This window comes from Symplocastrum torsivum (assembly GCF_059505465.1).
Genome location: NZ_JCACKQ010000010.1, coordinates 1 through 20,029, shown reverse-complemented (window position 1 = coordinate 20,029; position 20,029 = coordinate 1). Strand labels below are relative to the sequence as shown.

Genomic DNA, 20,029 nt, shown 5'->3' with positions numbered 1-20,029 from the left:
CTGGATTGTAGGCAAGAGGTAAGACAGGAAGCCTAGGGTTCGTATAAAATCCACTAGAACGCTTTTATTTTTACCGCTCGTTCCTTCTTCACAGGTAATCCAGGACGAATAACCTATGAATACAGATGACGAACGAGAGGATTGTAAGAGAATTTTTCTACGATTCCTGAAAGCAACAGTTCTGACACGGCAACGCTCTAACGCTCTATTCCTACTGCTCCAGTCCCTGGCTCTTTGCATTGAAACTACAAAAACCACTCTTGCCCCAGTTATTTAAAGGCATTGCCATTTTCACGCCAGGGGGAGATCTAATTTATGGTATTGACCCGACAAAGCAGGGTCATTGGCATTTACATCTGTGTGTGGGCTTACAAGAACTATTAGGTTTACCGGAGCCACCTCATTTTTTAGTACCAGGGTACACAGCGGCTGTAGATCGATGGCTCGACCCTCGGACTCAGCAAGTGCGAACATCAGCAGAACTTTATCGACCCGTGCAACATCATCAGGCCCTGCTGAATGCTGTGTTTGATACGGGTAATTTAGTCTGGCAGGTTGCTCCTTGGCAGGAAGAGTCATGCGACTCAAGTGTGCTGGAAACTTATCGTTCTCAGTTCCCTCAACTGTGGGAAGACCATGACCTAATTGTGCGTTTTGATCGCACGGTGCGCTTGCCTGACTCTTTTTCCTTTAGAGCAGACTACTCTTCAGTTTCTCCAAAAAAATATGCCAAGCAAGAAGCCATTGTTAGCCAGGACATTAGGTCTTCGGAAACCGAACTAACGGCGCGAGGGTTGCTTCAGATACAGCATTCGGTCGATAAAAATACCACAACAGCTTCCGAGGAACTACAACCTTTGGCATCAATTAGCACCTCTGAGGAAATTGAACTTCATCCTCAGCCACGACGTACTCACAGTTATGTTCTACGTTTATTTGTTTCTGGGAATAGTGAGGCGACAGAGCATACACTTAAAGGTCTGCATGAGCTATTAGAGAATTCTCTACATCATCCTTACACTCTAAAAATAATTGATGTTTTCAAGCACCCTGACCAAGCAGAGGCAAATCATATTTCAGCAACACCAACCCTGCTTCGAGTTTGGCCACAGCCTGTCCGACGACTAGTTGGTGACTTAACCAATGTTGAGACAGTCTTGCGGGTTCTCTCTGCTTCAAAAGAGGATGAGATGGGAGAATAAGCGAATTAATCTTGTGAAGAAGGAAGAGGCGAAGGGGTAAAAGCAGGAAGACATACGTCTGGTGTGCATAGTCCAGGAAACTAACTGTAAAGTCGTTACCTGGAGAGTGCCAAGGTCAACATGGCGAATAACATGATTATTGGTGTCGGCAATGTAGAGATGATTGGCGATCGCACTCACCCCTGATGGTTCACAAAAACGAGTAGCCGTTCCCTGACCATCTTGATAGCCAGCCGTTCCATCTCCCAACACCGTTTGACAACTACCAGTACAAGGGTCAACACACTTAATTTTGTGGTTATAGCTATCAGCAACCCAAAGGTAATTCTTACTATATTCAACCCCTAGGCAGTGCTGGAGTCGAGCCTCCAACCCTTTCCCATCGACATCACCAAACCCAAACAGTTCACCACTGCCACAAACTGTTCGTACTGGACGATTGTCAACGATACCCACACCCCGAATCGAGCTAACTTCACTATCAGCGACGTATAACTCTTGACCATCAGTTGTCAGTCCACTAGGTTGAGCAAAAGCCGCCTCAGCGAGTGTTCCATCGACACAAGCTTCTGCACCCGTGCCAGCATAAGTGCTAACCCTACTCGTTTCTAGCTGCATTTCCCAAATTTGGTGGGAACCCGCCATTGCAATCAGGAGACGATTATCCACCTTTACCAAATCCCAGGGGGAATTTAACGCTGTCTCTAAAGTCACACCACCATGAGGACGAATTTGGTGACTTTGCTCTCCAGTCCCAGCAATAGTCTTCACTAGCTGAGCCTTAAGGTCAATTTGCCGTATGCAATGGTTTTCTGTATCAGCAACATACAGCTGCTGATTTTTGGCATCAAGTGCCATACCTTGAGGAGCAAAGAATTGAGCTTCTGAGAACGAGCCGTCGGTTAATCCTGATTTGCCAGTACCGATTACATACTGAACTTCACCCGATAAACTACTGACCACAAGACGATGATGACCAGAGTCCGCAATAAACAGGCGTTGTCCAGCTTCATCTGCCAGTACTTTACCCGGAAAAGCTAGAGGTGTTGTTAGAGGTTGCCGCTGTTTTTCTAAAGTAAGGCTGAGTTCCTGAAAGTTGGTTGTTCCTTTCTTGTGGTGTTCGTCGATTATCTGGCTAATTAGCTCATCTAACGCCTCTCGATTGCCCTCACCTGCTACAGAGCCAATCACATACCCCTGTGGATCAATCACCACTAAGGTTGGCCAAGCTCGAACTGCATATTGTTGCCAGACATTGAAATCAGTGTCAACCAAGACTGGATGCTCAATGTCATAGCGGAGAATGGCTTGACGGATACTTTCTGCTTCTTTCTCGTTATCAAACTTGGCGGAGTGGACACCAATAACGGTAAGGCTATCCTTATACTTTTGCTCCAAGTATTTTAGGTCTGGCAGGATATGCAGGCAGTTGATGCAGCAGTATGTCCAAAAGTCAAGAATGACCACCCGTCCTCTTAAATCTTTGAGAAACAACGGGTGGTCTGTATTGAACCAGATTCTGTTTTGGGGCAGTTCTGGCGATCGCACACGAGGCGACATTGAATCTTTTCCCTTACATGAGCTTTAGCTTTAGACTTCTTTACCCTAGCGAACTTAGGGAGTCTCTTCTGCCTCTAGTGGAACATCAATAGCTTCTGAATCAGCGGCTGGGGCTTCCACGGGTTCTAAAACATCTGTTGGAGACTCAGGTACTGATTTTTTGAGAAAGCGGCTCGGTATGTCTGATTTAATATCAGCCGGAGCTTGGATGATACGAAGGGGTGGACTTAGGGCAGGAGGAGTGAGAAACACTTCCTTCAAATCCAGTTTTGGCGCTGTAGCTGCTACTTCTGGGCTAGATGTTTCTGGTGTTTCAGAAGCTGAAGCGGCTGGCGTGGTTTCTGTGGGTGTAGCATCTGGTGGGGTAGTTGGTAACAGATCTGGCTCCGACAGTTCTGGGGATGGTGTCTCGATAATCTCCGGTAGGGTTGGTGGCAAGCCAGTATCTGGCATTGCTTTACTAGGAACTGGCGATCGCAAACGATTGAAGAAACCTTTCCCTCTCGGCTCTATTGGTACTGGAACTGGCTTAATCACTGGGGCAGGTTCCACTTCTAGCTTTTCAGGTTCAGTCGTTGGTTCCTCCACGGTTGCTGGAGGCTCACTTGGGATTACCAACTGCTCTGGTTGCTCTGGGACAACGGATGGTTCAGGAGAGGGAGCTTCCAGTGTCTCTGGTAGTTGTTGTTGAAGTAATGGTGTTGGAGCCTCGACGGTACGCCGGAACCGACCAAAGAAACCCCTAGGTTTAGGATTTTCCACGGAGACTGGCGGAGTATGAGCCGCTTCATCAGCAGGAGTTGGTTCCTCTGCTTCTGTTGGGAGTTCGCTTGGAGTTACCGTGGATTCCGGTTCTGGTGTCAGCTCTGGCTCCTCAGGCACTATAAGTTCAGGGGTAGGAGCCTCTAGTTCTTCTGGCAGTTCAGGCGCTGGGATAGAAACTGCTGCTGGACGACGGAAACGATTAAAGAAGCCACCTGATTTAGGTTTTTCAGACGGGACTGGCTCAGCTGGAACTAATTCATCGGTTGGGGTTGGTTCCTCTGCTTCTGTTGGAAGTTCGCTGGGCGTTGCTGAAGTGTCTGGTTCTGGTGTTAGCTCTGGCTCCTCAGGCACTACAGGTTCGGGTGAGGGGATGGGAGTTGGCGTTATAGCAGGTGATGGTATCGGTGTCGGTATGACTTTAGCATTGGGGACAATGCCACGAGCCGCTTCTGCGGAAAGTTCACCGCGTACTAATTTTGCAAGGGTGTCTTTGCCCTTCGGCTCGTAGTTGATCAGCCGGACGGTGTCGTTAAAAACGTTTTTGACAGGGTTCCCCTGCTCATCAAGAAACTCTAACTGCACCCAGTTTTTGCCCGGTTTAAATCCTTTGAGATAAATCGGCTGCCATCGGTCAAGAACAAAACTTTGACCGTTTACTGTCACCCGAATCCGCCAGTCAGCAATCTCATCATCAGGGTTTTCCTGAGCAACGATGTGGAGGGGAGCGTTAGTCAGGTAGAAGTCGAGCATGATTGGCTCGGCTCCATAGCTGCCTGTGGGACGGCTGTAGGTTAGGAGTGGTAGAGCAGGGTTGGGGTTATTGTCAGTTGTCTTTGTGAAGATGTGAAAGGTTGTTTGAGCATATGCCCCTTCGTTTTTGAAGCTCTCGTGCCAGGGACGGGAGGCGAAAACTCTTAATGTATGAGTTCCAGGAGCTACGTCTTCAAAAACTAGCGGCTGAGCTAAGTCATAAACGGCTTTGTAAGGTTCGTTGTCCAGAATGACGTGTAGATGAGGACCTAAGCCTAAATCTGGGTTTTTAAATATGGGCAAATCCTGAACCTGGAATTGCACAGATACGGTTGTGTCTTGGAGAACTTGATCAGCTATAGGACTTGCGATCGCTACTTGCGGCTGGTAAGTTTCCAAGCTTTGGCTTAGCTGCTGAATGACAGGAGGCGGTGCAACCTCCGAAAGTGAACCAGATAACTGAGTTTTGGATGCCCCGTTAGTATTACCGATCTGGGGTGTCTCAATGCGTTCGCCACATCCTACTAAACCCCAGGCAAAAACCACTGCCATCAGAAACGAAAAAAATACTCTCACACTTGTCCACTGGCGATTCCTAGCCAACACGCAATCTCCTTTTGCCACGGGCATTCCATCTTAACTGAAGCCGTCCATAGGCACTATAGCCGAATACAGTTCCACCTCTTCTCTAGTATTGGGTAAATTTTCTGTATGTTTACCTTTTTGAGAGTGCATTACTCACTGAAAAAGAGTCAGCCACCTGTAGACACAGAGAAAGCTTATGCCATTCCTCGGCTCTACATCGCAAAATATTCTGTTCTTCCTCAACGCTAACCAAAGCGAAGTCACTATGTACATTAGACACATCCGGTAATTGTTGCGTTTTGTGAAAATTAAGCAGACTCCCCTTGACTTTTTTTCGAGGGGTTTTCGGATTGCAAGCCAAAGTAGACCTTGATTTGCCCAAATTTGAATTATTGTTAAGGGCTTCCAAAGACTTCCAGATGCAAGCCATATCATCAACAACAGAAGGTATTCCCTTTGACCTTTTCAAATCGGGTATCTCGTTTCAAAGGAAAGCCGTCCAACGGGTCGAGCTTTCCTCATTGATAAAAAGCACATCCCTTCGGGGTATTTCTCGTTCCTTGTCTAGAGAGGAGATTCCTCATGACAATTACCAGACCTCCTACTGGTGGCCCTCCTGGAGGCGAAGCGAAAGTAAGGGTTGTCGTCGATAAAGACCCGGTTCCCACTTCTTTCGAGAAGTGGGCAAAACCAGGACACTTCGACCGCACCTTGGTAAAAGGTCCAAAAACCACAACATGGATTTGGAACCTTCACGCTCTCGGCAACGATTTCGATAGTCATACCAGTGATCTAGAAGACGTATCGCGCAAAATCTTTAGCGCGCACTTCGGACACTTAGCTGTCATCTTTGTCTGGCTGAGCGGCATGTATTTTCATGGCGCTCGCTTTTCTAACTACGAGGCTTGGCTTTCTGATCCGATGAATATCAAGCCAAGTGCTCAAGTTGTCTGGCCAATTGTTGGTCAAGGTATCTTGAATGGTGATGTCGGTGGAGGCTTCCACGGCATTCAAATCACCTCTGGTTTCTTCCAGCTTTGGCGTGCTTCTGGAATCACGAATGAGTTCCAGCTTTACTGCACGGCGATTGGTGGTCTTGTGATGGCGGCTCTGATGCTGTTTGCGGGCTGGTTCCACTATCACAAACGGGCTCCAAAATTGGAATGGTTCCAGAACGTGGAATCAATGCTCAACCACCATTTAGCTGGTTTACTTGGACTTGGCTCCTTGAGTTGGGCGGGTCACCAGATCCACGTTGCTCTGCCGATTAACAAGTTATTGGATTCTGGGGTAGCACCAGGTGACATTCCTTTGCCCCACGAGTTCATCTTGAACCGAGGCTTGATGGCAGAACTGTTTCCTAGTTTTGCCCAAGGCTTGAAGCCCTTCTACACGTTGAACTGGGGTCAGTATGCTGACTTCCTAACGTTCAAGGGTGGCTTAAATCCAATTACTGGCGGCTTGTGGTTGACCGATACGGCGCACCATCATTTGGCGATCGCTGTTCTGTTCCTCGTGGCTGGTCACCAGTACCGGACTAACTGGGGACTTGGTCACAGCATCAAGGAAATTCTAGAGAACCATAAAGGTCCTTTCACTGGAGAAGGACACAAAGGTCTCTATGAAGTTCTAACCACGTCTTGGCACGCTCAGTTGGCAATCAACCTGGCAATGGTTGGTTCGCTCAGCATCATCGTCGCTCATCACATGTACGCGATGCCTCCGTATCCGTACTTGGCGACTGACTATCCCACGCAGCTTTCGATCTTTACCCATCACATGTGGATTGGGGGATTCCTAATCGTTGGTGCTGGGGCGCATGGCGCGATCTACATGGTGCGTGACTATGATCCAGCACTGAACCAAAACAATCTGCTGGATCGGGTACTCCGTCACCGGGATGCGATTATCTCTCACCTGAACTGGGTGTGCATGTTCTTAGGTTTCCATAGCTTTGGTCTGTACGTTCACAACGACACGATGCGGGCTTTTGGTCGTCCTCAGGATATGTTCTCGGATAGTGCAATTCAGTTGCAGCCCGTGTTCGCTCAATGGGTACAAAACATTCATACTCTAGCTCCGGGTGCAACCGCTCCCAATGCGCTAGAGCCTGTTAGCTATGCTTTCGGCGGCGGTATTGTTGCTGTTGCTGGTAAAGTGGCGATGATGCCGATCGCACTGGGTACGGCGGACTTCATGATCCACCATATTCATGCCTTCCAAATTCACGTTACTGTGCTGATTCTGCTCAAGGGTGTGCTATTTGCCCGTAGCTCTCGTCTGGTTCCAGACAAAGCGAATCTGGGCTTCCGCTTCCCTTGTGATGGACCGGGTCGTGGTGGTACTTGCCAGGTGTCCGGTTGGGACCATGTGTTCCTTGGTCTGTTCTGGATGTTCAACACCATCGCAATTGCGGTCTACCACTTTAGCTGGAAGATGCAATCGGATGTCTGGGGAACGGTGTCGCCAGACGGCGTAGTGACTCACATTACTGGTGGTAACTTTGCAACGAGCGCCCTTACGATTAACGGTTGGTTGCGTGACTTCCAGTGGGCTCAATCTTCTCAGGTGATTACATCTTACGGAACACCGCTCTCAGCTTACGGTTTGCTGTTCCTAGGCGGTCACTTCCTGTTTGCTTTCAGCCTGATGTTCCTGTTCAGTGGTCGCGGCTACTGGCAAGAATTGATTGAGTCAATTGTGTGGGCACATAATAAACTGAAGGTCGCACCATCAATTCAGCCTCGCGCTCTGAGCATCATTCAGGGTCGGGCTGTGGGGGTAACTCACTACCTCCTGGGGAGTATCGTCACTATATGGGCGTTCTTCCTATCGCGAATCATCGCAATCGGATAACTGGCGAAGAACGAACGCCAAATCTGAAATGAGGCACAATTTGTTAATGTGTCTCACCGATTTAGACCTAAAAAGCCTGGAACTTCGGTTCCAGGGGGTCTACCCAGACAGAAAATGAGCAGCGCCAATTGCATAAGTCTCATTTGTCAGCGAGGAGGATTTCCTAAGAGAGATGGCAACAAAATTTCCCAAATTTAGCCAGGATCTCGCTCAAGATCCGACAACACGTCGGATTTGGTACGGGATAGCCACGGCTCACGATTTCGAGAGCCATGATGGCATGACAGAGGAAAATCTTTATCAAAAGATTTTTGCTTCTCACTTCGGTCATGTGGCAATCATTTTCCTGTGGACATCTAGTCTCCTGTTCCACGTCGCGTGGCAAGGTAACTTTGAACAGTGGATTAAAGATCCGTTAAATGTCCGTCCCATCGCCCACGCGATTTGGGACCCTCAATTTGGCGCACCAGCAGTGGATGCTTTCACCCAAGCGGGTGCGACTAACCCAGTTAACATTGCTTATTCGGGTGTCTACCACTGGTGGTACACCATCGGCATGACAACAAATAATGACCTGTACCAAGGTGCAGTGTTCCTCTTGTTGTTGTCCGCAGTCTTCTTGTTTGCAGGCTGGCTGCACTTACAGCCGAAGTTCCGTCCAAGCTTGTCTTGGTTCAAGAGTGCAGAACACCGTCTAAACCACCACCTGGCTGGTCTGTTTGGTGTTAGCTCTTTGGCTTGGGCAGGTCACTTAATCCACGTCGCTATCCCCGAATCTCGCGGTCAGCATGTGGGTTGGGATAACTTCCTGACGACCCTGCCACACCCAGAGGGATTGAGACCATTCTTCACAGGGAACTGGGGTGTATATGCCCAAGACCCGGATACAGCTCAGCATGTATTTGGAACATCCGAAGGTGCTGGTTCAGCGATTTTGACTTTCTTGGGTGGCTTCCATCCCCAGACAGAGTCGCTGTGGCTGACGGATATGGCTCATCACCACTTGGCGATCGCAGTCATCTTCATCATCGCCGGTCACATGTACCGGACGAACTTTGGAATTGGTCACAGCATCAAAGAGATGCTGAACTCCAAAGCGGGTCTATTGAGTCCAAGGAGCGAAGGTCAGTTCAACCTGCCTCACCAAGGACTGTATGACACCTACAACAACTCCCTGCACTTCCAGTTGGGAATTCACCTAGCGGCGTTAGGAGTTGTCACCTCATTGGTAGCGCAACACCAGTATGCACTGCCTCCTTATGTCTTCATCGGGAGGGACTACACCACAGTAGCTGCGCTATACACGCACCACCAGTACATTGCTGGTTTCCTGATGGTTGGGGCATTTGCCCACGGTGCAATTTTCTGGGTACGCGATTATGACCCAGAGCAAAACAAAGGGAACGTCTTGGATCGGGTGCTACGGCACAAAGAGGCGATTATCTCTCACTTGTCCTGGGTGTCTCTATTCTTGGGCTTCCATACCCTAGGTTTGTACGTCCACAACGACGTAATGCACGCCTTTGGTACGCCTGAGAAGCAAATTCTGATTGAGCCAGTGTTTGCTCAGTTCATCCAAGCGTCTCATGGTAAGGCGCTGTATGGAATGGACGTGTTGTTATCAAACCCCGACAGTATCGCGACAACAGCATGGCCAAACTATGCTAACGTCTGGCTGCCAGGTTGGTTAGATGTAATTAACGACACCACTAACTCTGTGTTCTTGACGATTGGCCCTGGCGATTTCCTGGTTCACCATGCGATCGCACTAGGACTGCACACCACCACCTTGATTTGTGTTAAGGGTGCGTTGGATGCCCGTGGTTCCAAACTGTTCCCTGACAAAAAGGACTTCGGCTTCACCTTCCCCTGCGACGGTCCTGGTCGTGGCGGTACCTGCCAAACGTCCGCTTGGGAGCAAAGCTTCTTCCTAGCTACGTTCTGGATGCTGAACACACTGGGCTGGGTCACCTTCTACTTCCATTGGAAGCATCTGGGTGTCTGGCAAGGTAACGTTGCTCAGTTTAATGAGTCTTCTACTTACCTGATGGGCTGGTTCCGGGATTATCTCTGGCTGTACTCAGCTCAAACGATTAACGGATACAACCCCTACGGTACGACTAACCTGGCGGTTTGGGACTGGATGTTCCTGTTCGGACACCTTGTGTGGGCAACAGGCTTCATGTTCCTGATTTCCTGGAGAGGCTACTGGCAAGAGTTGATCGAAACTCTAGTCTGGGCCCACGAGCGTACACCGCTTGCGAACCTGGTTAGCTGGAAAGATAAGCCAGTTGCTCTATCCATCGTTCAAGGTTGGTTGACGGGTCTAGTTCACTTCACAGTTGGCTATGTCCTCACCTACGCGGCATTCCTGATTGCCTCGACGGCTGGTAAATTTGGCTAGCCTCGGCTGAACAAGCGCCTTATAGGTAACTAAATAAAATCCCCCACCCGAAGGTAGGGGATTTTTTGTTATCTATTTTGATTTTTTCAGTTCATCCTGTTCTTCAGGCTTCATTCTTGGGCACACTAACGAGCGTGATTACACTTCTCTGGAAGATATGCAGGATAAGCTTGGTGCGAAGCGGTCTTTGAATTGGCTAAGAGCATATAACCCTCTTCTGTCACTCTCCGAAACAGGAAATAACAAGAAAGCCAGATTATCCATCAGGAAAATAAAGTTGGAACTGATTCATCACATGAATTAAATCGTGAAAACCGAGCAATAAATAAGGATTAGGGAAAACGTCTAACCAAGGAGAAATGAGCCACAAGGCAAGAGTCGGTTGGATAATTAACCGCAAATTATTCAAAACATTTTTCCAGCCCCCTTGATGATTCCATTGTTGATGGCTAGAGAAATCAACAGGAGTCGGTTGAATCTCAGTATCACTTTGACAAGATTGGCTTAAGGACAAAAAAGCTGGGGAATTTAAACTAATCATCAAATAAACGCTAAAAATGATTTCCCACCACTTTTCAATCTCCTGGAAATTAGTAAAGCGATAATCCGTCCAACCAATTCCTGCTTGTCTTGACGAAAAGCCTATTCAATCCAGGTTCTCAACCCATAACGATTTCCTAAACTCTTCAAGATGTTCCCCTGAAGATTTGCGATACCCTGGTTGGCAGATTTATAGATAATGAAGCTAGGGCGAAATTTTAGAGAGGCGATCGCAGAATTAAAATTAGCCTTCCAGAATAAGTTTGTGCAAATTTTTCGATTTTTACTGACTGCTAACTCCATCAGTCGTGCGTCCGCTCATTTCGATGGGATGAAGGCGATATATTACGGCTACTTCCGCTCGTCCCCCAGCATCGCTCCAGGTTCGATTGATCGCAGGCGAAAGTGTTGGATTCTGCGTTTTGACAAATTGCATCACGCGATCAATGTCTTGCTGCTCAGTGAGGCGTTCAGCGTGACCATTCACAACAACGCTGCGCCAGTGCAGCAGATCGTGAACTTCTTCGATTTGTAAGCAAACTTTTGGATTTGCATCCATGTACTTAGTCTTCATTCCTTCAGTTGTGAAGATATATATTTCTGAGTCTTTGAGGTAATAGTGCATAGGCACAATATATGGATGTCCTTCGCCTATGCAGCCGAGGTGTCCATATCCTACTTTATGTAGCAGTTCGTGTATTTCTTTTTGTCCCATTTCATCGATATCTAACATTACTGTTCTCCACTAGTCGATCGGTTAACGGGACTTAAACGAAAAACAAGAACAAATAAAGGTATAATCTTGGTATGGCAAACATCTCACGTTAAAGTCTGAGTCATGAAAGAGACAACTCCCGCTGCCATGCCCCCTTGCTTCGATAGATGGTGTAAACGCTTTGATGATATCTTTAGCCATCAAGCGCAAAAACGGGAGTTTAGGAACTATGTCGGGGAATTATTAGGGGAAAGTGAGCGAAAAAACCTGTCTCAAATGGCATCGAACGCGGTAGGAGTGACTTACCACCGATTACACCCTTGGTGCGCCTAAATTCGGAGGAAACCTCCGAGGCGGCGCATCCGCTTTTTGACGGAAGCGCCCTGGGAAGCCCAAGAGATAAATGAGCGCCGCCTGAAAGTGATGAATCAGTGCAGCCAAACCCGGATAAGTCGAGGATTCACGTTAATCGTCGATGACTCAGGGCATAGAAAAAGTGGCAATTTTACAGCGGGAGTGGGACGGCAGTACATTGGAGAAATTGGGAAAACCGATAACGGAATAGTAGTGGTAACAACCCATCTATATGATGGGAAAAAAAGCCTACCGTTAGATATAGAGTTATATCAACATGCCAGTTCTTTACCTCAGGGAAAAAAAGACATTGAATTCAAGAAAAAGCCGGAGCTAGCCTTAAGTTTAATTGATCGCAGCTTGATAAGAGGATATCGACCCGGTATCGTACTAATTGATGGCGGCTATGGAAATAACACAACGTTTCTATTGGAACTGGAAAAAAGGAAACTTAAGTATCTAGGCGGATTAGCCAAAAACCGCAAAGTGATAACTCAAACCGAGGCAAATAAACTCCAAGAGATTCGCCTAGATAAGTTAGCGCAGTCCTTGCCTATTAAGGGTTTTACCCCTATTCAACTCAATTTAGATAAACCGAAAACCGTTTGGGTGGCAACGGTTGAAGTTGAACTGCCACAGCTAGAAGGAACGAGAACAATTGCTATCGTCATGAATGCCTCAACCTTCGACTCTTCTAGTGATATTGACTATTTTATTACAAATGTTGACTCATCCATTGCCACAGCCGAATGGATAGTAACTACTTATGGTCAAAGGAATTGGGTGGAAGTTTTTTACCGGGAAGCAAAAGGATGGTTAGGGCTATCTGAATATCAAGTTAGAGATTCTCGCAGCCTAATACGCCATTTCATGCTTGTATTTTGTGCTTATACATTTGTTTTATGGCATACAAAAACTGGAGGATTAAGAAGGCGTTGGGCATCGAAACCTTTAAACACCTTTACTGACGCATTAGAAGCGTTTCGGACAGCGATGTCCTTCCGTTTTGTGGAGTGGCTCAACCACAACCAGGACGTATTCTTAGCTTACAAAGCGGCTTTGGGCTTTATTTGGGCTTGATATCTGTTTAAGTCCCGTTAATTGATCGTGACTGGTTAAAACTAGAACTGGCACAGCAGGAGTTTGATGACTGAGTTTCCTTTTGTCTGGTTTATCAGCATCGTGGCAGATGCTTTTATATATACCTGGATTTATAACAGCACTAAAGGCAGTATTTTGCTAGTGGCGCTTTTTCATGGTTTGCTGAACGTGTGGGGACTATTTATAACTGGGGTGTCCCCTGTCGCATACGCTCTCCTGAATTGCGTTGTGGCGATCATCTTGATAGCGGTGTTTGGAAGAGCGAATCTCTCTCGCCGAGGAAGGGTTTGTGCAGGCTAAAATCTGGTTGTAACTGACCGTTAGGCTTCTGAGCGATTAACACAAGGATGAAGCAAGTAGCACAATGTCTCACGAAGGTTTCATGCCACAACATCGCGCAATTGGAAGAGCCGCAGTTTGGGCTGTTTCTTTCCTTGGGGTGGCGTACGCGTAGGGTTACTTGGGTGCTTTGCGAACATCGCTGCTTTGGGCTTCGTTTGGGCTTGAAATTTGTTTAAGTCCCGTTAGGACAGTCCCCAAATCGCTTGATCAAGGGAACACTTATTCAAGTGATACTCTTCGTTGGAAATTGTTTGAGTCTCCAATAACCTCTTGTAATGGCTCAGTTCATGCTGATACTGCCACTCCCGATCCAAGTATCGCTTCCCAGCTTCTAGAGCTTCCGCAATACTAGCAAATAGCCCCCCTCCCAGTTGAATTTCTGGGTTATCTTGAGGACGAAGACATCTGTAGGTGTAACCGTTTGGGTGTACGATTGGGCAAACAAAGAAGCTTCTGTAGCTGACCCCTTTGTTGTAAAGGTATTTCTTTTCAATCATGTCTGAATCTCTTAGTTTTCAGTGTAGTTTTAGCCGAAATTTTTCTTGGATTAGTTATTCGCTTGATGAATGCGGTGACCAATCCAGTCGGCGTTTTCTCGGAGGAGATGCAGAATACTCCCGCGAATCAAAACATCAATGCGTAGCCGTTGTTCCTTGGTGAGGAATAGAGAATTGGGTTTCTTCAGTTGTTTCTGCTCAATCTCTGTGACCATGCATTCAGCAGGGATATGCTTAAGAACATGAGTAACTAACTTTTGGCGCAGTTCCTCAATCGAGAAGGCAGCTTGATAAGGGTGTTCTGGATAATCTGCCAAAACTTTGTCAATTTCTTGGATTACAAGATGCTTTTGAGTCAGGAACATGGGAGTTTTTCACCTAATAGCAACTTTTCCTGCCTCAGACACCAGAAGTTTAGAGTACGACAACCCTTTTTCAGGAGCGAGGCAGGTACAACGATGCGAACAGATACCAGCCAAGGACACTGAAAGAGTTCACGCATATTAGTAGAAAATGCTGACTCTTCAGTCTCCTCTCAATGCCTACGAAGTTAGCTGACGGGCTAGGACTGAGAGATGTCCCTTTCTTCTTTGTCTCCTACTTTAAGAAGACACAAGGTCAGAAATAAGCCCCAAAATTTGGTTCCTCCGCTCCAGCGATCGCATTACAGTTTAGTGAATGTTGTAAGCGCAAACTGGATTAGGCTGACTTACTGAATTTATTTTTGCTATCTTAGCACTTCACCTGAGGGGAGCAAAATCCTTCGTGAGATGTAAATTTCTCAAGAGTACAATCTTGTCCAAATTGCAGTTAGGCAACAAGAACCCTAACTTTATCCTACTGACCTCAATTTTGATGAAGTGCCTCGATCGCTGTCCTGATTATTCACTGACTCACTCTGCTAGCTGCTGCGTTTCCTCCAGAAAACACACGACCTTCCTTAAGAAGCGCAGCACACCTTACAATTACCTAACCAATAGCTGAGTTTTGAACAGCCACAATTCCTTTGTTGCCGGATACCTTTGAGCGGATGGAGTGGTCAATGCACATTTTTCCGTAGGTTAATGCCTCATCAAGAGTATAGAAGCAGAACGGTTCACTATAAACTTGCCCTGACGGGTCAACATAGTCAACTGCGATACGGTTCAGCTCTTTTTTGATGAGCAGACTCCATTCTTTGTAAGTCATCGTCTTAGCCTTTGTTAATCTGTAGGGGTTTGATGAGACAGGCAGGAGCATATAGCTGATATTTTCATTTACAGCTCTACACTTAGGAGACCCTTGAGACTACGGCTTACATCAAGCTTGTGTCATAGGTACTCCTCCCAATGCCGACGGAGTTAGCTGACGGGCTAAGACTGGAAGGTGTCTCTCTCAAGTTACGAGATTAGCCCCAAGATTTGGTTCCTCCGCTCTAAGCTGGCTCTTACTCTACAACGATGGGTATGAGTACCAGACAAGATTAGGCTACCTAGTTCAATTAAATCAAACGTTAAAGGTTCCTGCATCTTTTTGTCAAGAGGTCAAGGCGTAAAATTTTTAGGAGCGATTAGAAGCCCCTCTCAGGAACAGACCTAAAGCACGACGAACGTAGGCTTCCCACGATTCAGTCGTAGGTTGAAAGATTAGTGCATAGAGCATAATCCCACTCATTGCATCGAAGACTAGCCCAGGATCTAAATCTGCCTGAATTTCATTTCTCGCTTTTGCCCGTTCCAGCACAATAGCAAAGGCTTGTCGCCGAGGTTGTAGATACTTTGTCCAGTAAATTTGAGCAAACTGAGAGTTGCTTGATGCACTGCTGATAATCATCGCAACCGTCTGTCGCCCTAGAGAACTAAGCGTGATCTGGGCAGCATTCTCGATTAACGCATCAATATCGCTCCAGAGATTACCAGTATCCGGAATTACAACATCTTGCCTGACACTCTCTATTGCATCAGCAACTAGTTCTTCTTTGCTGTTGTAGCGTCGATAGATGGTTGTCTTGCCCACTCCAGCACGAGTAGCGATCGCATCAATACTCATCGCCTCAAAACCAACTTCTGCCAGCAATTCTAGGGTTGCTTGCAACATTGCTTGATGAGATTGAGTACTGCGGGGTCTTCCCGGCAATTTTTTTGTGATATCACTCATGAGTGCTACTATAGTTTACGAAACTGTTTCGTATTGAAATAGAGTAGCCGATAAGGTAATGTCCCGCCCTCACTACACGGACAAAAATAGCATTCAGACTCTTCGGGATGGGCTAGAGGAATACTATGCTCTAAATCCGAACGTCACTGATCCTAGAAAACTGCCTCCGGAGTTTGCAAAAATTTTGCTGGCGCATGATGTTTCACACGTTGTATACGGTTGTGATACAAGTATGTATGACGAACTCAAGATTCTCCCACTAACTTGGTGGACTAGCAACTACAAGTTTCGTGATCACCTACGCACAATCAAAGATCCAACTATCAGCCCTGCGATTCGTGTGATGTACGACGACTTGATAAAAGAGCATGGGGTAATTTGGTTGTATACCTCAATTTTCTTTGTATTGCCGCAACTATTGCCAGAATAGATTTCGATGTGGTCAAAGTCGCGTAAGCGGGAGTGCTTTGTCCCGTTTCTCGATTTTGAACCATTGCTTGATCGTTCACTCTTAGAGATTCGTCAAGAATTTGACCTTTTGCCTTTCATAAAATAGGTTATTTTTGCTTGGACATGGGTTGTAGAGGTTACGTTAGAGACTGAACTCTCGCCCTATAATTATGAACAAGATTGAAGCTATTCTAAACTGCAATTTCAGTTTCAAATGTCCAAACAAGTGCGATCAACTCGAATTAACGGCAGATGCTAGCCGCCGTTTTTGTAAAAGTTGTGAGCGTAGCGTGTATTTTCTAAACTCTAATGAAGAGCTAAAAAAAGCTTACATGAATGGTCTTTGTGTTGCTGCCTATATTTTCGATCCTGTTATTGCAGAACCAGTTCTTTTACTAGGTGAACCAGAGTCTTTATCATGCCATATCTATCTTGAACCAACGATATCTCTGTCAGTTGAGCAGCTAAAATTTCTCCAAAGTATCGTTGAAGAAGAGATGAATCTGCTCCAAGTGAGAAGACGGTTTGCAACAGGTGAGCGAGAAATTGTGCGGCTAAACATACCGCACCGCATGGCTGAGGAATACCTTAAGCAAGCAACTCAGACGGGTTTGTTAGTGACAGTGCAGGGATTAGAGTAATTAGCGGCTATGCATTTTAAGTTACATTATGCATTCATGGGAAAAAGGTTAAAGGGGAAGGGTGAAAGGTAAAGGGAAAACCCTTTAACCTAAAACCGATTAGTTCAATAGGTGACTGCATAACAGCTTATTAGCTGTACCAGAGGGATTCAATTTTTTTAGCAACGGCTTGTGCCTCAGTTGGCTGTTGAGAGTCCAACCGAACGGTGACATGACCTAACTTGCGTCCAGGACGGGATTCCGTTTTACCGTACCAATGTACAAAAGCCCCAGGGACACTCGCTAACTCTTGCCGTTTGTCGAGGTAGCCACTCTGGGAGTGTTCATAGCCCAAAAGATTTACCATTACGGCACCAGCACAATTGAGTGTAGGACTTCCTAAGGGTAAACCCGTAACTGCCCGCAGTTGCTGTTCAAACTGAGATGTTTCACAAGCATCAAGGGTAAAGTGCCCGGAATTATGAGTGCGGGGTGATACTTCATTGACTAATACCTTGCCACTCGTAGTGAGAAAGAGTTCAATCCCAAAGACACCGACAACATCAAGACTGTTAAGAAGAGTTTGTGCGATCGCATTAATCTCTTCTACAACACTTAAGCTAATCTGTGCCGGAACAATAACACGACGACAAACTTGTTCTTCCTGCTGAGTTTCTACCATTGGGTAAACCAACACATCCCCAGTAACAGAACGTGCAGCAATCACTGCTAACTCTCGTTCAAAAGGAATGAACTTTTCCAGCAATACTGGCGCATATCCTAGCTTTTGCCAAATGTCCTGTAAGTCAGTACTAGTTTTAACAACAAATGTGCCTTGCCCATCATAGCCGTGGCGTCGCGCCTTGAGGACGAGCGGAAACTCTAACTCGCTTAGGTTCATCGGTGCAAGAGAAGATGCAGGAGACACTAATTCCTCATTGCCAACGTCTCCCGCAAGTGTCATAAACTCTGGCTGAGGTAAGCCAATATCTTCTAGATAACAGCGTTGATCATATTTATCCAAAAGCGGTGCTAAGGCTTCTAGGCGTGGGCGAAAGCAAACACCCTGCTGTGCCAACGGCATCAAAGCTGGCAAATTAATGAATTCGTTTTCAAACGTGATGACATCACAACGAGATGCAACTTCACCCGTCGCGGTGGCATCATCAATTGGCGCAAAAATTGTGTCCGAAGCAATTGCCACCGCTGGATCAGTAGGATGGGGGGTCTGTATGATTAGTTCAATTCCCAAAGCCTTAGCTGCACCCGCCATCATCCAGGCAAGCTGCCCTCCACCAATCACACCCACACGCTTGATATTGCTAGGTGAACTCTCAGCGAGGCGGGTGGTTTGAATAGACTCTTGGTAAGATGGGGAGGCGTTAATCGGCGTGGATTTTGAAACCATAGTCTGTGTCTTCGGGAATGGGGAATTGGGAATTGGGTGACGCTGGCATCCGGAGGCTCCCTCCGGATGAGGAAGCGCACCCGCAGGGAATTGGTAAGAGACTTAGATGTACCTCACTCTCAACGAGAATTGCTCTATATATTATTAAACCTTAAATGAAAATTGCATCTCTTTCGCTGTAGGCTGTTTTATTCAGCAATTTTGACACACAGAATAAAGACTCTATGAACGGTATTTTTATAAGGGCTTATAGTCGATTATTACAAATAATTGTCAGGATATTTTGCAAGTTAACAGGTAAGGGAGGAGGAAAATTTGCTAAGTTCCTCCCTAAAGATCAAAGATTTTTGATTCCTAATTATTGCGGCAATTTAAATTTTGAGGTGGATACAACCTATCCGATGGAATCCTCCGTTTGGTTGGCAGGAGTCTACGACGTTACAACAACTAACTTTTTAAAAAAAGTCATCCACCCAGATGATGTAGTTCTTGATATTGGAGCGAATTGTGGTGCCCTTACCTTAGTCGCCGCTAGTTTAATCGATCAAGGAAAAATTTATGCTTTTGAACCAGCACCAACAGTTCGTTCTAGGCTTCAAGGCAATGTAGAGTTAAATCCTAAACTCAAAGAGATTGTAACGGTTTTGCCCTATGGGCTTGGACGACACAACTACAAAGGCTTTTATAACGAAGATCCAAATTATAGAGGCAACGGTTCTCTGCATGGACAAAAGGGAATTGCTGTAGAAGTATTTTCTCTAGATGAATGGGTTGCTCTTGAGAAATTAGACAAGATAGATGTGATTAAGATTGATGTTGAAGGGATGGAATATGATGTGCTGATGGGGGGTAAAGCTGTTCTAGAGAAATACCATCCGATTCTGTATTTTGAAACCCTAGAAATATTTTTTGCAACCAGTTCCCACAGCATTAAAGACACCTATGAATTCCTTTCTAGCTTAGGGTATAGGATTATTTACCCTACAGCCTCGTACTCAGAAATTCCGTTCGAGGGGCCTTATCCCCCTAATTCAGTTGCAATTCATTCAAGCCAAGCCGCTAGACTAAGAAAATAGAGGGTAGTCTTTAACCGAATTGCTGTTACTGAACTAATAGACGTTAGATTATCTCATCGACATCCCAAAGAATCACGAGTCGTTACGCCTGTCTTAGAATTTACGCCAGATGCCTTAGCACAGAGTTCTTTGACTTGGGCACCATCGAGAATCGCGTCACTAAAGTCGGCACCACGGATGTCAGTACCGTTAAAGATAGAGCGCAGCAAGATGGCTTCACTCAATATGGCATCGCTTAAATCTGCGCCAGTCAAATTTACCTGATCTAACATTCCGTAAGTTAAATCCGCGCCGTGCAGATTTGCCTGAGTCATCACCGAGGCGCTAAAAATCGTTCCCCGCAAATCGGCATCAGCAAAGTTAGTTAACTCCAAATTTGCATTAGAAAACTCAGCAGTTCGTAAGGTTTGCCCCGAAAAGTCATGGGCTTTTAGTTCTGCATTACTGTAGGACAGCGGAGGAGGATAGTCAGCCGCTTCTGCTGGGAAGGCACAGCATAGAGCAAGGAGCGTCAAGAGGAATGCAGCTAGTCGCCGAACAATCATCATTAATAAAACTTCATAAGTGGTATTTCAATCTTAATCAGAGATTTGCTACCATATCCAATTGCCTATTAGGGGCGCACGGCTGTCATTGGTGTCAACTTAAGGAAATACTGCCCCAAATAA

Annotated in this window: 16 protein-coding genes, 2 pseudogenes and 2 riboswitches; of the genes and pseudogenes, 8 read left to right on the top strand and 10 right to left on the bottom strand. The window is 46.3% G+C overall.

All coding sequences use genetic code 11. The annotated features are described in order from the left end of the window. Nucleotides 1-239 precede the first annotated feature (239 nt). A complete protein-coding gene (locus tag AC5JL3_RS02890; protein ID WP_496073056.1) occupies nt 240-1,202 on the top strand; it encodes a circadian clock KaiB family protein in 963 nt (320 codons plus the stop codon). Here AC5JL3_RS02890 and AC5JL3_RS02885 read toward each other — a convergent pair. Together AC5JL3_RS02885 and AC5JL3_RS02880 are read right to left on the bottom strand one after the other, a co-directional pair. Continuing rightward, nucleotides 1,176-2,762, bottom strand: coding sequence for a thioredoxin-like domain-containing protein (locus AC5JL3_RS02885; protein ID WP_496073055.1), 1,587 nt, complete (start codon nt 2,760-2,762; stop codon nt 1,176-1,178). The genes AC5JL3_RS02890 and AC5JL3_RS02885 overlap by 27 nt on opposite strands. 54 nt (nt 2,763-2,816) lie before the next feature. Next, nucleotides 2,817-4,880 (bottom strand): hypothetical protein, encoded by a 2,064-nt coding sequence (locus AC5JL3_RS02880; protein ID WP_496073054.1) that lies wholly within the window; start codon nt 4,878-4,880, stop codon nt 2,817-2,819. A 564-nt stretch (nt 4,881-5,444) separates the two neighbouring features. Between AC5JL3_RS02880 and psaA the strand changes: the two genes are divergently transcribed. Together psaA and psaB are read left to right on the top strand one after the other, a co-directional pair. Continuing rightward, entirely contained in the window at nt 5,445-7,718 is a 2,274-nt protein-coding gene (gene psaA, locus AC5JL3_RS02875; RefSeq protein WP_496073053.1) for a photosystem I core protein PsaA, read from the top strand. 172 nt (nt 7,719-7,890) lie between these two features. Further along, complete coding sequence (gene psaB, locus AC5JL3_RS02870) at nt 7,891-10,122, top strand: photosystem I core protein PsaB (RefSeq protein ID WP_496073052.1); 2,232 nt, start codon at nt 7,891-7,893, stop codon at nt 10,120-10,122. Between the two features lie 256 nt (nt 10,123-10,378). On the opposite strand, the pseudogene AC5JL3_RS02865 reads toward psaB, so the two are convergent. Together AC5JL3_RS02865 and AC5JL3_RS02860 are read right to left on the bottom strand one after the other, a co-directional pair. Further along, nucleotides 10,379-10,836 (bottom strand): annotated as a pseudogene (locus tag AC5JL3_RS02865) (IS701 family transposase); the annotation flags it as partial. A gap of 109 nt (nt 10,837-10,945) precedes the next feature. Then, nucleotides 10,946-11,395 carry a pyridoxamine 5'-phosphate oxidase family protein gene (locus AC5JL3_RS02860; protein WP_496073051.1) on the bottom strand — a complete coding sequence of 150 codons (450 nt, stop codon included), beginning with the start codon at nt 11,393-11,395 and terminating at the stop codon, nt 10,946-10,948. Nucleotides 11,396-11,500: 105 nt separating this feature from the next. Here AC5JL3_RS02860 and AC5JL3_RS02855 point away from each other — a divergent pair. Together AC5JL3_RS02855 and AC5JL3_RS02850 are read left to right on the top strand one after the other, a co-directional pair. Continuing rightward, nucleotides 11,501-12,811 (top strand): annotated as a pseudogene (locus AC5JL3_RS02855) (IS701 family transposase). 66 nt (nt 12,812-12,877) lie between these two features. Next, nucleotides 12,878-13,132, top strand: coding sequence for a hypothetical protein (locus AC5JL3_RS02850; RefSeq protein WP_496073050.1), 255 nt, complete (start codon nt 12,878-12,880; stop codon nt 13,130-13,132). Between the two features lie 224 nt (nt 13,133-13,356). On the opposite strand, the gene AC5JL3_RS02845 is transcribed toward AC5JL3_RS02850, so the two are convergent. From AC5JL3_RS02845 to AC5JL3_RS02830, 4 genes are all read right to left on the bottom strand, one after another. After that, on the bottom strand, nt 13,357-13,671 hold the full coding sequence (locus AC5JL3_RS02845) for a hypothetical protein (RefSeq protein ID WP_496073049.1): 315 nt from the start codon (nt 13,669-13,671) through the stop codon (nt 13,357-13,359). Nucleotides 13,672-13,721: 50 nt separating this feature from the next. Continuing rightward, nucleotides 13,722-14,036 carry a hypothetical protein gene (locus tag AC5JL3_RS02840; RefSeq protein WP_496073048.1) on the bottom strand — a complete coding sequence of 105 codons (315 nt, stop codon included), beginning with the start codon at nt 14,034-14,036 and terminating at the stop codon, nt 13,722-13,724. A gap of 159 nt (nt 14,037-14,195) precedes the next feature. Then, a riboswitch (cyclic di-AMP (ydaO/yuaA leader) is annotated at nt 14,196-14,353 on the bottom strand. Between the two features lie 287 nt (nt 14,354-14,640). Beyond that, nucleotides 14,641-14,859, bottom strand: a complete 219-nt coding sequence (locus AC5JL3_RS02835) for a hypothetical protein (protein WP_496073047.1) — start codon at nt 14,857-14,859, stop codon at nt 14,641-14,643. Nucleotides 14,860-14,985: 126 nt separating this feature from the next. Then, nucleotides 14,986-15,106, bottom strand: a riboswitch (cyclic di-AMP (ydaO/yuaA leader). Nucleotides 15,107-15,210: 104 nt separating this feature from the next. Next, nucleotides 15,211-15,807, bottom strand: coding sequence for a TetR/AcrR family transcriptional regulator (locus tag AC5JL3_RS02830; RefSeq protein ID WP_496073046.1), 597 nt, complete (start codon nt 15,805-15,807; stop codon nt 15,211-15,213). A gap of 58 nt (nt 15,808-15,865) precedes the next feature. Between AC5JL3_RS02830 and AC5JL3_RS02825 the strand changes: the two genes are divergently transcribed. Together AC5JL3_RS02825 and AC5JL3_RS02820 are read left to right on the top strand one after the other, a co-directional pair. Continuing rightward, entirely contained in the window at nt 15,866-16,237 is a 372-nt protein-coding gene (locus AC5JL3_RS02825; protein ID WP_496073045.1) for a hypothetical protein, read from the top strand. Nucleotides 16,238-16,589: 352 nt separating this feature from the next. After that, complete coding sequence (locus AC5JL3_RS02820; protein ID WP_496073044.1) at nt 16,590-16,898, top strand: hypothetical protein; 309 nt, start codon at nt 16,590-16,592, stop codon at nt 16,896-16,898. Nucleotides 16,899-17,028: 130 nt separating this feature from the next. Here the strand turns inward: AC5JL3_RS02820 and AC5JL3_RS02815 are convergent, their stop codons facing one another. Further along, nucleotides 17,029-18,285 carry a 5-(carboxyamino)imidazole ribonucleotide synthase gene (locus AC5JL3_RS02815; RefSeq protein ID WP_496073043.1) on the bottom strand — a complete coding sequence of 419 codons (1,257 nt, stop codon included), beginning with the start codon at nt 18,283-18,285 and terminating at the stop codon, nt 17,029-17,031. Nucleotides 18,286-18,509: 224 nt separating this feature from the next. On the opposite strand from AC5JL3_RS02815, the gene AC5JL3_RS02810 reads away from it, so the two are divergent. Next, on the top strand, nt 18,510-19,361 hold the full coding sequence (locus tag AC5JL3_RS02810) for an FkbM family methyltransferase (RefSeq protein ID WP_496073042.1): 852 nt from the start codon (nt 18,510-18,512) through the stop codon (nt 19,359-19,361). 53 nt (nt 19,362-19,414) lie between these two features. Here the strand turns inward: AC5JL3_RS02810 and AC5JL3_RS02805 are convergent, their stop codons facing one another. Continuing rightward, a complete protein-coding gene (locus AC5JL3_RS02805; protein WP_496073041.1) occupies nt 19,415-19,909 on the bottom strand; it encodes a pentapeptide repeat-containing protein in 495 nt (164 codons plus the stop codon). Between the last annotated feature and the right edge of the window lie 120 nt (nt 19,910-20,029).

Bases quoted from the DNA above. Each gene is read 5' to 3' on its own strand.
- AC5JL3_RS02885 (WP_496073055.1), bottom strand. From the start codon at position 2,762: ATGTCGCCTCGTGTGCGATCGCCAGAACTGCCCCAAAACAGAATCTGG.
- psaA (WP_496073053.1), top strand. From the start codon at position 5,445: ATGACAATTACCAGACCTCCTACTGGTGGCCCTCCTGGAGGCGAAGCG.
- psaB (WP_496073052.1), top strand. From the start codon at position 7,891: ATGGCAACAAAATTTCCCAAATTTAGCCAGGATCTCGCTCAAGATCCG.
- AC5JL3_RS02860 (WP_496073051.1), bottom strand. From the start codon at position 11,395: ATGTTAGATATCGATGAAATGGGACAAAAAGAAATACACGAACTGCTA.
- AC5JL3_RS02850 (WP_496073050.1), top strand. From the start codon at position 12,878: ATGACTGAGTTTCCTTTTGTCTGGTTTATCAGCATCGTGGCAGATGCT.
- AC5JL3_RS02845 (WP_496073049.1), bottom strand. From the start codon at position 13,671: ATGATTGAAAAGAAATACCTTTACAACAAAGGGGTCAGCTACAGAAGC.
- AC5JL3_RS02840 (WP_496073048.1), bottom strand. From the start codon at position 14,036: ATGTTCCTGACTCAAAAGCATCTTGTAATCCAAGAAATTGACAAAGTT.
- AC5JL3_RS02835 (WP_496073047.1), bottom strand. From the start codon at position 14,859: ATGACTTACAAAGAATGGAGTCTGCTCATCAAAAAAGAGCTGAACCGT.
- AC5JL3_RS02830 (WP_496073046.1), bottom strand. From the start codon at position 15,807: ATGAGTGATATCACAAAAAAATTGCCGGGAAGACCCCGCAGTACTCAA.
- AC5JL3_RS02825 (WP_496073045.1), top strand. From the start codon at position 15,866: ATGTCCCGCCCTCACTACACGGACAAAAATAGCATTCAGACTCTTCGG.
- AC5JL3_RS02820 (WP_496073044.1), top strand. From the start codon at position 16,590: ATGAATGGTCTTTGTGTTGCTGCCTATATTTTCGATCCTGTTATTGCA.
- AC5JL3_RS02815 (WP_496073043.1), bottom strand. From the start codon at position 18,285: ATGGTTTCAAAATCCACGCCGATTAACGCCTCCCCATCTTACCAAGAG.
- AC5JL3_RS02810 (WP_496073042.1), top strand. From the start codon at position 18,510: ATGAACGGTATTTTTATAAGGGCTTATAGTCGATTATTACAAATAATT.
- AC5JL3_RS02805 (WP_496073041.1), bottom strand. From the start codon at position 19,909: ATGATGATTGTTCGGCGACTAGCTGCATTCCTCTTGACGCTCCTTGCT.